9 protein-coding genes are annotated in these 13,321 nt (G+C 73.2%); 8 read left to right on the plus strand and 1 reads right to left on the minus strand.

Annotated features, from left to right (window positions below; genetic code table 11):
- Positions 1-55: 55 nt before the first annotated feature.
- Positions 56-1,639: a class I adenylate-forming enzyme family protein gene (locus ACFXPX_RS03540; RefSeq protein ID WP_380523201.1), complete on the minus strand. Its 1,584-nt coding sequence runs from the start codon at positions 1,637-1,639 to the stop codon at positions 56-58.
- Between the two features lie 566 nt (positions 1,640-2,205).
- Here ACFXPX_RS03540 and ACFXPX_RS03545 point away from each other — a divergent pair.
- From ACFXPX_RS03545 to ACFXPX_RS03580, 8 genes are all read left to right on the plus strand, one after another.
- A complete protein-coding gene (locus ACFXPX_RS03545; RefSeq protein ID WP_375887229.1) occupies positions 2,206-3,546 on the plus strand; it encodes a KamA family radical SAM protein in 1,341 nt (446 codons plus the stop codon).
- Positions 3,539-5,254 carry a class I adenylate-forming enzyme family protein gene (locus tag ACFXPX_RS03550; protein WP_380523200.1) on the plus strand — a complete coding sequence of 572 codons (1,716 nt, stop codon included), beginning with the start codon at positions 3,539-3,541 and terminating at the stop codon, positions 5,252-5,254. The genes ACFXPX_RS03545 and ACFXPX_RS03550 overlap by 8 nt, the downstream gene beginning before the upstream one ends.
- A 108-nt stretch (positions 5,255-5,362) precedes the next feature.
- Positions 5,363-7,237 carry an FAD/NAD(P)-binding protein gene (locus ACFXPX_RS03555; RefSeq protein ID WP_380523198.1) on the plus strand — a complete coding sequence of 625 codons (1,875 nt, stop codon included), beginning with the start codon at positions 5,363-5,365 and terminating at the stop codon, positions 7,235-7,237.
- A gap of 166 nt (positions 7,238-7,403) precedes the next feature.
- The gene (locus ACFXPX_RS03560) at positions 7,404-8,795 is read left to right on the plus strand and encodes an adenylosuccinate lyase family protein (protein WP_380586676.1); all 1,392 of its coding nucleotides are present in this window, start codon (positions 7,404-7,406) and stop codon (positions 8,793-8,795) included.
- 10 nt (positions 8,796-8,805) lie between these two features.
- On the plus strand, positions 8,806-10,074 hold the full coding sequence (locus ACFXPX_RS03565) for an MFS transporter (RefSeq protein WP_380639475.1): 1,269 nt from the start codon (positions 8,806-8,808) through the stop codon (positions 10,072-10,074).
- Between the two features lie 68 nt (positions 10,075-10,142).
- The gene (locus tag ACFXPX_RS03570) at positions 10,143-11,690 is read left to right on the plus strand and encodes an amino acid adenylation domain-containing protein (protein ID WP_380639477.1); all 1,548 of its coding nucleotides are present in this window, start codon (positions 10,143-10,145) and stop codon (positions 11,688-11,690) included.
- Positions 11,691-11,706: 16 nt separating this feature from the next.
- Complete coding sequence (locus ACFXPX_RS03575) at positions 11,707-11,940, plus strand: phosphopantetheine-binding protein (RefSeq protein WP_360237721.1); 234 nt, start codon at positions 11,707-11,709, stop codon at positions 11,938-11,940.
- Positions 11,937-13,256: a flavin monoamine oxidase family protein gene (locus tag ACFXPX_RS03580; RefSeq protein ID WP_375887242.1), complete on the plus strand. Its 1,320-nt coding sequence runs from the start codon at positions 11,937-11,939 to the stop codon at positions 13,254-13,256. The genes ACFXPX_RS03575 and ACFXPX_RS03580 overlap by 4 nt, the downstream gene beginning before the upstream one ends.
- Positions 13,257-13,321 lie beyond the last annotated feature (65 nt).

A 13,321-nucleotide genomic window follows, 5' to 3' on the forward strand; every position in this document is an offset into this window, starting at 1 on the left:
GTGGCTTGATCAGTACGGGGGTTGACCGGTACGGGAGTCGGGCCGGCGCGGTGCCTCAGGCGGTGGCGGCGGCGCTGTACTCGCGCAGCCGCGCCTTGTCGGGCTTGCCGGTCGGGTTCATGGGGAGTTCGTCGAGCACCAGGACCAGCTCGGGGGCCAGGGCCGGCGAGAGGTCGGCGCTGATGTGCTTGCGCACCGTCTCGGGGTCGACGGGCGTGCCGGGGCGGCAGGTCAGGGCGGCGTGGAGGTGCTCGGTGCCGTCGGCGTCGCGCACTCCGTAGACGGCCGCGAGGGCGACGCCGGGGACGGTCAGCAACTCGCGTTCGACCACGGCCGGGTAGATCTTCACCCCGTCGACCTTGACCACGTCGGAGACCCGGTCGAGCAGGTGGAGGTGGCCGCGGTCGTCGCGGTAGCCGATGTCGCCGGTGCGGTACCAGCCGTCGCGCAGCACGCCGGCGTCCAGGGCCGGGTCGAGGTAGCCGTCCATGAGCTGCGGGGAGCGCATCCGGATCTCGCCGACCTGGCCGTCGGCCAGCCGCACCCCGGTGTCCGGGTCCCACACCTCCAGCTCGACCTCGGGGAAGACCCGGCCGACCGTGGCGGCCAGGCCGGCGTCGGCGTGCCCGGCCGGGTCGAGGTAGCTGATCCGGCCGCTCTCCGTGGTGCCGTAGAGCTGCAGCAGGATCGGGCCGAACACCTCGTGCGCGGCGGCGAGGCGGCTGGGCGCCGCCGACGTCCCGCTGTAGCTCAGGCTCCGCAGGCCGGCCAGTCCGGCCGACCAGGCGTCGCGGTGGCCCAGGTCGTCGATGTGGTCGAGCAGCCGGTACAGCTGGGTGGTGGCCATGAAGGTGCGGGTGACGCGGTGCTCGACGACGGCGCGCACCACCTGCCGCGCGTCGAACTCCGGCAGCAGCACGACGCTGCCGCCCACCGCCAGGGCGCCGTCGACCAGGAGCCCGGCGCTGTGGCTCAGCGGGGTGCTGAACAGCGCCGTGATCTCGGGGGCCTCCGCGGGGGTGTCGACCGCGATCCGCACGGTGCCCTCCCAGGACCGCAGCGACTTGCGGATCCCCTTGGGGCGACCGGTGCTGCCGCTGGTGAACATGATGACCGCCAGGTCGTCGGGCTCCCCGCACGCCGGGGCGACGGCCCCGGGGTCGTCGGTGGGCGCCGTCCCGGCGGACCCGTCCTGTCCGGGGCCGACCAGGACCGCGCCGGAGCGCTCGGCCAGTTCGGCGGCCCGCGCCGCGCTGGTCCGGTCGGCGTACAGCACGCTCGCCCCCGTGTCCCGCACGATGCCGAGCTGGTCGGCGAGCGGCAGCATGGCCGTGCTGGTGCCCGGGTTGGTGGAGCGCAGGTAGCAGACCGCGGCGCCGGCCAGGTGGGCGGCGTGCCGCACGCCGAGCATGTCCGGGCTGTTGGGCGCGGTGAGCACGGCGACCACGGTGCCGCGCCCGACGCCGTTCGCCCGCAGGGTGCGGTAGGTGCCGGTGACGGCCCGCAGGTAGTCCGCCGCGGTCAGTTCCGTACCCGGGTAGCGCAGCACCACCTTGTCGGGGTGCGCCGCCAGCGCCTCCAGCACCTCGGGCACGTAGCCGCCCGCGTCCGACCACCAGGCCCCGCCCGCAGTCACCATGCCGCCCTCTCCTCACCGCCCCGCCGAACCCGGCGGCCAGCCGTTGACCTGACACCTGGAGTCTTCTGGTCGCCGACGGCGCGGAACAGGCGTGTTCGGGCAGGTCGGTGGTGCGCCCGGGCGGGCTGTACTACGGGGGTACCCGAACGGGTAGGCCACCCGGTGGCGGCGGCCGCACTGTCCGTCAGGAGCTCCCCGGGAGGGCGGGAGTGGGCGAATGTGAACAGTATGTGCTGTCGCTCACGGAGGGGGGAGCGGCGCAGAACCGCTGACCTGCAACGATCTGGTGGGCTGATGGATCGATTCGGGAATCGTGCTTGATCGCCGCTCCCGGACGGCGCAGGATCAATCCCGGCAAGGCACCGAGCTGTGCCGTGACACGGGGGATTGAGCGAGCCGTATCTCCTCGGCTCCGAGCGACTTTCACTCACTTTCCTGACGGGATTTCCGACGGGCGGCTTCGGGCCGCTCCTTCCCATGTCACGACCGCGCCGGTTTTCCCACTACACCGATGTTGCGGGGGAAGTGTGTTGCAACAGCCTTACTCATATCGGTACAGAGCCCTGGTGGAGCCCGACTGGCGGAGGATCCCCGGTTGGCGCGAGGTGACCGAGCAGGAGTGGCACGATCCGCAGTGGCAGCGTGTGCACTGCGTGAAGAACGTCCGCCAGCTCCGGGCGGCCTACGGCGACCTGCTGTCCGAGGAGTTCTACCTCGACGTGGAGCGCGACCAGGCGGAGCGGGCGACCATGTCGCTGCTGCTGCCGCCGTACGTGCTCAGCATGATGGTGCCGCACGCCGAACCGGACGCCGAGAGCATGTACGCGGACCCGGTGCGCCGGCACATGCTGCCGGTGTTCTCCGACCGGGACCCGGAGTGGCCCTCGCACCCCTACGCCTCGCGGGACTCGCTGCACGAGGCGGAGATGTGGGTGGTCGAGGGACTGACCCACCGTTACCCGACCAAGGTGCTGGCCGAGTTGGTCTCCACCTGCCCCCAGTACTGCGGGCACTGCACCCGGATGGACCTGGTCGGCAACTCGACGCCGCAGATCCTCAAGTTGAAGTTCACGGTCAAGCAGGCCGACCGCCACGACGCCATGCTGGACTACCTGCGCCGGACGCCGTCCGTCCGCGACGTGGTGGTCTCCGGCGGCGACGTGGCCAACGTGCCGTGGCCCCGGCTGGAGTCCTTCGTCTCGGCGCTGCTGGAGCTGGACCACATCCGGGACATCCGGCTGGCCTCCAAGGCGCTGATGGACCTGCCGCAGCACTGGCTCAGCGACGACGCCCAGCGCACCATGGGCCGGCTGGCCGCCACCGCGCGCGAGCGCGGCGTCAGCCTGGCCGTGCACACCCACACCAACTCCGCGCAGCAGGTGACCCCGCTGAACGCGCGGGCCGCCCGGAGCATGCTCGACCTCGGCGTGCGCGACGTGCGCAACCAGGGCGTCATGCTGCGCGGGGTCAACGACACCCCCGAGTCGCTGCTCGACCTGTGCTTCGCGCTGCTCGACGGCGCCGGGGTGATGCCGTACTACTTCTACCTCTGCGACATGATCCCGAACGCCGAGCACTGGCGCCTCGCCCTGTGGGAGACCCAGGCGTTGCAGCAGGCGGTCATGGGGTACCTGCCGGGCTTCGCCACGCCCCGGCTGGTCTGCGACGTGCCGTTCGTCGGCAAGCGCTGGGTGCACCAGACCGAGCACTACGACCGTGAGCGCGGCATCTCGTACTGGTCCAAGAACTACGTGACCTCACTGGAACAGGACGACCCGTACGCGCTCGCCAAGTCGTACGAGTACTACGACCCGATCCAGACCCTCGGCGAGGCGGGGCGCGAGTGGTGGCGCTCCCACGTCGCAGTGTCGGAAACCGTCCCGAGCACCAGGAGCTCCCATGAGTGACCTCAGCCCCATCGCGCCGCTCCCGGTGCGGCAGAAGTTCCTGGTCGATCCCGACCTGGGGGCCGGCAACTTCCTGGAGTACGCCCTCAAGTACAACCCGAACACCGACGTGCCGCTGGTCTACAGCCACCGGACGGACGAGCGCGGGCAGGTCGCGCTGCGCGGGTACAGCCTGAACGAGCTGGCGGCCATCCGCGACCAGTACGCCCGCTGGTACTGGGCGAACGGCGTGCGGCCCGGCGAGCCGGTCGCGCTCTACATCGCCGAGGGCCTCCAGCCGATCCTGCACTTCCTGGCGCTCACCGCGCTCGGCGCCGTCCCGGCGCTGGTCAACGACGCGATGCCGATCGCGACGGCCAAGCGCTACCTGGACCACGTCGGCGTGGTCGGCCTGGTCGCGGACGACCCGCGGCTGATCTCGGCGGCCTACAAGCCCGGGCAGCCGCGGCCCCGGTTCATCGTGCCGTCCGCGGAGATCCGCGCGCACGACCCCGAGTCGGGCACGCTCCCGGACGTCTACCCGTTCCGGCACGCCGCCGAGGACGTGGTGGGGCTGATCCACTCCTCCGGCACCACCGGCACCCCCAAGTCCACCATGGTGGCCCACCGCCAGTTCTGGGTCGGCAAGGAGACGCGCATGGTGCGCTTCCCGGCCGAGCCGTACGACCGGCTGCTGTCGCTGATGCCGCACACCCACGCCGGCGGTCTCAGCTACCTGCTCACCACGATCCTGCTGGGCCTGCCCACCCTGACCATGGGCGACTGGCGGCGCACCGCGGTGGAGCCGGTGATGAAGGCCTTCCAGCCCACCATGGTCGCCTCGTTCGCCCGCACCTTCGTCGAACTTGCCACCGGCGAGGCCCCGGTGGAGGCCGCCGCCAAGGTGCACACCTGGTTCAACACCGGCGACTCGGCGCACTTCGGCCACATCCGCCGGCTGGTGCGGCTCGGTGAGCGGCCCTCCGGCCTGATCCAGCCCTGGCTGCTCCCCGAGGGCGCCGCCGGCCAGGCGGTGCTGCCCGGCTCCCGGTTCGTCGACGGCCTGGGCTCCTCCGAGATGGGCATGGCGCTGTTCGGCCAGGTCACCACCCCGGAGACGCCCCGCGACGACCGCTGCGTCGGCCTGCCGGTCGAGGTGGTCGAGCACGCCGCCGTCCTGGACGACGACGGCAACGAGGTGCCGGACGGCACGGTCGGCTACCTCGCGGTCAAGACCCCGTCCCGCACCCCCGGTTACTGGAACGACCCGGAGCTGACCAGCAGCTTCGAGCTGGCCGGCTACTGGCTGACCGGCGACATCGCCCGCCGCACCGAGGACGGCCGGTTCTACCACCTGGACCGCACGGTCGACGTGATCAACACCGCCGCGGGCCCGGTCTACAGCCTCCCGCTGGAGGAGGTGCTGATCGCCGACTGCGAGGACCTGGTGATGGACTGTTCGGTCATCGGCGTGCCCGGCGCGCTCGGTGACGGCCAGCAGCCGATCGCCGTGGTCCGGCTCCAGCAGGGCGCGCTCGGCACCGACCCGGCCAGGATCCTCGACGCGGCGAACAAGGCCATGGCGGCGGCCGGACTGGCCGAACTGGCCGCGGTCTTCGTGGCCGAGCAGGAGGGCGACTTCCCGACCGGCCCCACCGGCAAGGTGCTCAAGCGCGAGCTGCGCACCCGCTACGCCACCGCGCTGACGGCCGATGCCGCCCAGCAGTAGTCCGGCTCCACCTCCACTCCTTCACGGCTACCAGGAAGAGCTATGTCAGGAGAGAAGCAGACACGTGTGATCGGCGTCATCGGTGCCGGTCCCCGGGGGCTCTCCGTCGTGGAACGGTTAACCGTCAACGCGACGGAGGGCGGCCACCCGGTCGTGATCCACGTGGTGGATCCGTTCGTCGGCAGCGGCGGTCGGGTCTGGGACATCACGCAGCCGACCGAACTGCTGATGAACACGGTGGCGTCGCAGGTCACCATGTTCACCGACCCGAGCGTCACCTGCGAAGGCCCGATACGTCCGGGACCGAGCCTGTACGAGTGGGCGAAGCTGGACATCGAGCTGGCGCCCCTCGAGTACCCGGGGTGGGTGAGCGAGGAGGCCGCGGAGCTCGGCCCGGACTCCTACCCCTCCCGGGCCTTCTACGGCCACTACCTGGTCTGGGTGCTCGACCGCCTGATCAGCACGGCCCCCGACCACGTCTCGATCCGGCTGCACCGCAACACCGCGGTCAGCCTGACCGAGGCCGAGGACGGTTCGCAGATCGTCACCCTGGACGACGGCAGCGGACTGCTGCTGGACAGCGTCGTCCTGGCCCAGGGGCACCTGGACATGCCGCCGAGCGCCGGCGAACTGGGCCTGGAGGGCTACGCCCGGGCCCAGGGCCTCGGCTACCTGCCGCCGACCAACCCGGCCGAGGCGGACCTGGACTTCGTCGCCCCCGGCCAGCCGGTCGCGCTGCGGGGACTGGGGCTCAACTTCTTCGACTACCTGACGCTGCTGACCGCCGGCCGCGGCGGCACCTTCGTCCGGGAGGGCGAGCGGCTGCGCTACCGCCCGTCCGGCCGGGAGCCGTTGATGTACGCCGGCTCCCGGCGCGGCATCCCGTACCACGCGCGCGGCGAGAACCAGAAGGGCGCCTTCGGCCGCCACTGGCCGGGCTCCCGCACCATGGAACGGATCAACGTGCTGCGCGAGCAGCGCCGGCTGGGCGCGGAGGTCGAGTTCACCCGGCACATCTGGCCGCTGGTCGACCGCGAGGTCACCGGGGTCTACTACCACGCGCTGATCTCCGAGCGGCGCGGCGGCGAGCAGGCCGACGCCTTCCTGCGGGAGTACGGCGACCGGCCGCCGGGCGCGGACGACGAGGAGCTGCTCGGCCGGTTCGGCCTCGGGCCGGCCGACCGCTGGGACTGGGACGCGATCGCCCGGCCGTACGGGGAGCGCAAGTTCCTCGGCCGGGTCGAGTTCCAGGACTGGCTGCTCGGCCACCTGCGGCAGGACCTGGTGGAGGCCCGGCGCGGCAACGTCGGCGGGGCGCTGAAAGCGGCCCTGGACGTCATGCGCGACCTGCGCAACGAGGTCCGCCTGCTGGTCGACCACGCCGGGATCACCGGCGAGTCCTACCGCGACGAGCTGCAGTCCTGGTACACCCCGCTCAACGCCTACGTCTCGATCGGTCCGCCGCCCAGACGGATCGAGGAGCTGATCGCCCTGGTCGAGGCGGGCGTGGTGACCATGCTCGCCCCCGGCATGCGGGTCACGCCCGCACCGGCGGGGGCCGGGTTCACCGTCGACTCCACGTCCGTCCCGGGCGGGGAGGTCGAGGTGACCGCGCTGATCGAGGCGCGGCTGCCCGAGGTGGACATCCGGACCACCGAGGACCCGCTGGTCCGCAACCTGGTGGACCGCCGGGCCTGCCGGCCGTACCTGATCCCCACCGGCACCGACGGGCACGTCGAGACCGGCGGGCTGACGGTCACCGAGCGCCCGTACCGGCTGGTCGACGCGGCGGGCCGGGTGCACCCGTACCGCTACGCCTTCGGGGTGCCGACCGAGACGGTGCACTGGGCGACCGCGGCCGGGATCCGGCCCGGGGTCGACTCGGTGATCCTCGGCGACGCCGACGCGATCGCCCGGGCCTGCCTGTCGGCCGAACCGGGCCAGCGCTCGCCGTCGGCGGCGCGGGTGCGGGTCACCCTCTGAGCGCCGGGCTCCACCGCACCACCCGGTGGCCCCGGCCGCCGGTCGTACCGACGAGTCCCTTGAGAAAGTCCTGAGTTGAACCATCCAGAAGGAGGACCGCGCAGTGCCCGAACAGGCCGCGTCCGATTCGACCGTACGCCGACCGAGCGGCAGTGACCGCGCACCGGTGAGCGTCGACGCCGGACTGCTCTCACCGGTCTGGGCGGGCACCGACGCGCTCCGAACCCTGGGCGACGAGGCATGGGTCGCCGCGATGCTGGAGACCGAGGTCGCGCTGGCCCGTGCCCAGGCGTCCCTCGGCGTGATACCCGCCGACACGGCGGGAGCGATCGCCGAGGGCGCCGCGAGAGCCCGGATCGACGTCGCCGAGCTGGCCGCCGAGGCCCGCGGCGCCGCCAACCCGGTCGTCGTCCTGGTCCGGGAGCTGACGGCGGCGGTCGCCGCCGTCGACCCCGCCGCCGCCGGGTACGTGCACCTCGGCAGCACCAGCCAGGACATCCTGGACTCGGCCGCGATGCTGCTCGGCGCGAGAGTGCTGGCGGACATCCGGCAGAACCTCTCCCGGGTGGCCGCGGCGCTGGCGAAGCTCGCCGACGAGCACCGCACCACCCCGATGGCCGCCCGCACCCTGGCCCAGCACGCCGTGCCCACCACCTTCGGGTTGAAGGCGGCCGGCTGGCTGGACTCGGTGCTGGACACCCTTGAGCGGGTCGACCGCACCGCCGCCCTGCTGCCGGCCCAACTGGGCGGCGCGGCCGGCACGATGGCGGCCTACCAGGAGTACGCCAGGGCCACCCCGGCCGACCGGCCCGGCCACGGGATCGAGCTCGCGGCGCGCTTCGCCGCCGAACTCGGCCTGCGCGAGCCCTCCGCCCCCTGGCACAGCCTGCGCGTCCCGCTGAACGACCTCGGCTGGGTGCTCAGTTCCGTCACCGGGACGCTGGGGAAGTTCGCCCTGGACGTCCAGGGGATGTCCCGCACCGAGGTCGGCGAGGTCGCCGAACCGGCCGCCGCGGGCCGCGGCGTCTCCTCGGCGATGCCCCAGAAGCGCAACCCGGTGCTGGCCACCCTCATCATGGCGGCCGCGCGTCAACTGCCCGCCCACGCGCTGATCCTGGCCCAGAGCATGGTGGCCGAGGACGAGCGGGCGCCCGGCGCCTGGCACGCCGAGTGGCAGCCGCTGCGCGAGGCGCTGCGGCTGGCCTCGGGCGCGGCGTACACGGCCGTGGAGCTCGCCGAGGGCCTGGAGGTCTTCCCGGAGCGGATGCGGGAGAACCTGGCGCTCACCGGCGGCTCGATCGTCTCCGAGCGGCTGAACGTCGCCCTCGCCCCACTGCTGGGCAAGGCCGAGGCGAAGAAGCTGCTGGCCGAGTGCGCCCGCCGGTCCGCCTCCGGCACCGCCTCGTTCACCGAGGTGATGGAGGCCCGTTCGGACCTGGTGGCCAAGCTGCCGGCCGGCGTCACCGTCCAGGACCTGCTGGCCCCCGAGGGCTACCTGGGTGCCGCCGAACAGCTGGTGGACCGCGTGCTGCGGCGCCACCAGGAGAACCACGCGTGAAGGAGCCAGCATGAGTGACCACCTCTCCCCGGCGGTGCGCCCCCGCGGGCTGCACGGCCCGGTGGCGTTCTGGCTGATCGCCACCACCCAGTGCCTGCTGCTGTTCGCCTCCAGCGCGCCGTCCCCGCTCTACGTGGTCTACCAGGCGAAGTGGGGCTTCTCCTCGATCACCCTGACCGAGGTGTTCGCGGCCTACGCGATCGCGCTGCTGGTCGCGCTGCTCGTGGTCGGCGGACTGTCCGACTACATCGGCCGCAAGCCGGTGCTGCTCGGCGCGCTCGTCGTCGAGGTGGCCAGCATGGCGCTGTTCATCCGCGCCGACGGCGTCGCCTGGCTGATGGCCGCCCGGATCGCGCAGGGCCTGGCCACCGGCGCCGCGACCGGGGCGACCAGCGCCGCGATGCTGGACCTCGCCCCGCAGCACCGGCCCCGGCTCGGCCCGCTGGTCAACAGCGCCGCGCCGATCGTCGGCCTGGCGCTGGGCGCGCTCGGCGCGGGCCTGCTGGTCCAGTACGCGCCGCACCCGCAGACCCTGGTGTACGCCCTGCTGCTCGCGGCCTTCGTGCTCTGCGCGCTGGGCGTCCCCGCACTCGCCGAGACCTCGCCGCGCCGGCCGGGCGCGGTGGCCTCGCTGATGCCGCGGACGGGCATCCCGCGCGAGGCCAGGCCGATGTTCCTGGTGGTGGTGCCCTGCCTGTTCGCGGTCTGGGCGCTGGGCGGCCTCTACATGTCGCTCGGCCCGTCGATCGCGGCCGGCATCCTGCACATCTCCAACCACGTCATCGGCGGCCTGGTCATCTTCGCGCTGACCGGGACGGGGGCGGTCGGCTCGCTGCTGCGCCGCAACCACCCGCCGCGGCAGACCATGACCCTCGGCTTCGTGGCCTTCTTCGTCGGGGTCGGCGCCACCCTGGGTGCCCTGGCCACGGCCTCCACCCCGTTGTTCTTCGTCGGCACGGTGATCGCCGGGTACGGCTTCGGGACGGGCTTCCTGAGCGCCTTCCAGACCGTCGGGCCGCTCGCCGGACCGGAGGTCCGCGCCGAACTGATCGCCAGCATGTACGTCGTCTGCTACCTGGGGTTCAGCCTGCCGGCCGTCGCCGCCGGGGTGGCCGTGGGCCACATCGGGTTGAAGTCCACCGCGACGGTGTACGGCATCGCCGTGATGGTGCTCGCGGTGGCCGCCACCGCCGGTCTCCAGGTGCAGCAGCGCAAGGAGCGGCGCCGGCAGCCCGACGGGAGCGAGCCGGTGCCCGTCTCCGGGTCGGCGCGCCGTTGACCGACCGTCCACGCCCCCGCTCACGTCCAGGTTCACGTCCAGGTTCACGTCTACCCGAGGTGCTTCCCATGACTGACGACAACCGGCCGGCCGGCTACGACCCGGCCGAGGTGGACGTCCTCCGCCGGTTCCTGCTCACCGCCCGGCGCGACCCGGACGCCGTCGCCGTCGTCGACGACACGTCGACCGTGACGTACGGCGAACTGGAGCGCCGGGTACGGCGGATCGCCGCCCGGCTCGGCGCGGAGCGCGGCACGGTGGCCGTGCTGACCTCCCGCTCCGCGGACACCGTGGCGGCGCTGCTCGGCGTGCTCGCGGCCGGCGGCACCTACTGCCCGATCGACCCGGCGTTCCCGCCGGAGCGCACGGCCGCGCTGCTGGCGGCCGCCGAGGTCCGCGTCGCGATCGCCGCGGACCCCGGGCGGCTGCCCGCCGGGGTGCCGGTGCTGGACCCGTCCGACGCCGCGGGCAGCGAGGAGCCCGAGGGCTTCCCGGAAGGCCGGCTGCCCGAGCCCGACCCGGCCGCCCCCGCCTACCTGCTGTTCACCTCGGGCTCCACCGGGCAGCCCAAGCCGGTGGTCACCCCGCGGCGGGCGATCGGCGCCTCGGTGGCCTCGCTGGCCACCCTGTTCGCGGTCGCCCCCGGCGACCGGGTGCTCCAGTTCGCCTCGCTCAACTGGGACACCTGCTTCGAGGAGATCCTGCCCGCGCTCACCGTCGGCGCGACCCTGGTCTTCGACGCGGACGCCTACTCGGCCTCCTTCCCGCGCTTCCTGCGGATGGTCGACCGGCACCGGATCACCCTGCTGGACCTGCCCACGGCGTTCTGGCACGAGTTCGTCAACCACCTGACCGAGGAGCGGGCCGCCCTGCCGGAGAGCCTGCGCACCGTCGTCATCGGCGGCGAGGCGGCCCGGCCGGCCCGGATCGACGACTGGTGCGCGCTGCCCGGCGCCGACGCCGTCCGCCTGGTCAACACCTACGGCTGTACCGAGACCACCCTGGTCACCCATGCGATCGACCTGCACGGACCGCTCGCCGGCCCGGCCGTGGCCGCGGGGGCCGCCCGGGTCGTCCCGATCGGCCGGGCGCTGCCGCACGTCCGGGAGCAGATCGGCGAGGACGGCGAGCTGCTGATCGGCGGGGACGGGCTGGCGCTCGGCTACCGGGGCCTGCCGGAGGTCACCGCCGAGCGGTTCGCCGAACTCGACCTGCCCGGCGCGCCGGGGCGCTACTTCCGCACCGGCGACCGGGTCCGCCGGGAGCCGGACGGCGTCCTCGTCCACCAGGGCCGCCTGGACGACGAGCTCAAGGTCCGCGGCATCCGGGTCAGCCCGGGCGAGGTCGAGGCCCGGATCTGCGCCCACCCGGACGTGGCGGCCGCCGCGGCCACCGGCGCCGCGCTGGGCGACCACACCGTCCTGGTCGCCTATGTGACACCCCGTCCGCACGCCGACGCCGACACCCTCGCGGCCGGGCTCGCCCGGTACCTGCGCACGTCGGGACCGAGCCACCTCGTACCGTCCCGGATCACCGTCGTGCCCGAACTCGTCCTCACCGCGAGCGGCAAGGTCGACCGGCGCCGGACCCACCAGATGTACACAACCAGCAACTGACGCAAGGAGAATGACCGTGTCCACCGTTGGTACCGTCGACAGCGTGATCGGCATCTTCGGCCGGGTCCTGGAATCCGACCAGGTGACCGCCGACTCGGACTTCTTCGACCTGGGCGGGGACTCCCTGCTCGCCACCCGGGTGCTCAGCGGGGTCGCCCGCGAGTTCGGCGCGGAGTTCGGCATCGCCGAGTTCATCGACGCCCCGACCCCGGCCGCCCTGGCCAAGCTGATCGAAGGTGCGGCCCGATGAGCGTCATCGTTGTCGGAGCCGGCCTGGCCGGACTCACCGCCGCCACCGAACTGGCCGCCAGAGGCGTCGAGGTGACCGTCCTGGAGGCCCGCGACCGGGTCGGCGGCCGCACCCACGGCCTCGAGGTCGCCCCCGGCCAGTGGGCCGACGCGGGCGCCGCCTACCTCGGCGAGCGCCACACCGAGCTCAAGGCGCTGATCGAGCGCCTCGGCCTGGCCACCGCGCCCACCACCATGCTCGGCCGGAGCCGCTTCTCCCTGGGCGGCGACCCGGAGAGCACCGACGGCCGCTTCCCGCCGCTCAGCCCGATCGCCCTCGGCGAGATGTTCGACCTGCTGGACGAGGTCACCAAGGCGGTCCGCGCGGACGCCCCGCACCTCACCCCGGACGCGGAGCGGCTGGACCGGCTCACCGTGGCCGAGTGGATCGAGCAGAACGTCCAGCACCCCGACGCCCGGCTGTTCTTCCCGCTGTTCCTCGGCGAGATGATGGCCGCCGACCCGGCCGACGTGTCGGTGCTGCACATGGCCTTCTACCTGAACTCCGGTGGCGGCATCCGCTACCTCAACGCCTTCCAGGGCGGCGCCCAGGAGGAGCGGGTCGACGGCGGCGCGCACCGGCTGAGCGAGCTGCTGGCCGACAAGCTCGGCGACCGGGTGCTGCTCTCCCGGCCGGTGCGCCTGGTCGAGCAGATCGGCGACCGGGTCCGGGTGCACACCGACCAGGGCGTGCACGAGGGCGACAGCGTGGTCATCGCGCTGCCGCCGCTGCTGGCCGACACCGTCGAGTTCCGGCCGGAGCTGCCCGCGCCGCGGTCGAGCGAGGTCACCGCGCGGGGCTGCGCCGTCAAGGTCCACCTGATCCACCCCAAGCCGCTCTGGCGCGACCACGGGCTGTCCGGCTGGTCGGTCAGCTCCGACGGGCCGCTGCTGTCCACCGTGGACGACTCGCCCCCCGGCGAGGGCGTCGGCATCCTGACCGGCTTCGTCACCGGCAGCGAGGCCAAGACCTTCGCGGCCCTGCCCGCCGAGGAGCAGCGCAGCGCCGTCCTGGCCCAGGCCCGGCGGCTCTTCCCGCAGCTGCCCGAGCCGATCGGCTACCACGTCACCGACTGGGTCAACGAGGAGTACAGCCGCGGCTGCTACGCCGCGCTGTTCGGGCCGGGCGACTGGCTCGCCCAGGGCCCGCAGCTGACCGAGCCGTTCGGCCGGGTGCACTGGGCCGGCACGGAGACCAGCACCGAGTTCTTCGGCCTGATGGAGGGCGCGATCCGCTCGGGCCTGCGGGCGGCGGAGGAGATCGCTCCGGCCGGCTGACCGGCCCCGAGCGACTGATATATCGTCACATCGCTGTGGTGGGTGCCGGTACCGATCGCGGTACC

Origin of the sequence: Kitasatospora sp. NPDC059146 (genome assembly GCF_042786665.1) — a bacterium.
Taxonomy (GTDB): domain Bacteria; phylum Actinomycetota; class Actinomycetes; order Streptomycetales; family Streptomycetaceae; genus Kitasatospora.

Bases quoted from the DNA above. Each gene is read 5' to 3' on its own strand.
- ACFXPX_RS03540 (WP_380523201.1), bottom strand. From the start codon at position 1,639: ATGGTGACTGCGGGCGGGGCCTGGTGGTCGGACGCGGGCGGCTACGTG.
- ACFXPX_RS03550 (WP_380523200.1), top strand. From the start codon at position 3,539: ATGAGTGACCTCAGCCCCATCGCGCCGCTCCCGGTGCGGCAGAAGTTC.
- ACFXPX_RS03565 (WP_380639475.1), top strand. From the start codon at position 8,806: ATGAGTGACCACCTCTCCCCGGCGGTGCGCCCCCGCGGGCTGCACGGC.
- ACFXPX_RS03570 (WP_380639477.1), top strand. From the start codon at position 10,143: ATGACTGACGACAACCGGCCGGCCGGCTACGACCCGGCCGAGGTGGAC.
- ACFXPX_RS03580 (WP_375887242.1), top strand. From the start codon at position 11,937: ATGAGCGTCATCGTTGTCGGAGCCGGCCTGGCCGGACTCACCGCCGCC.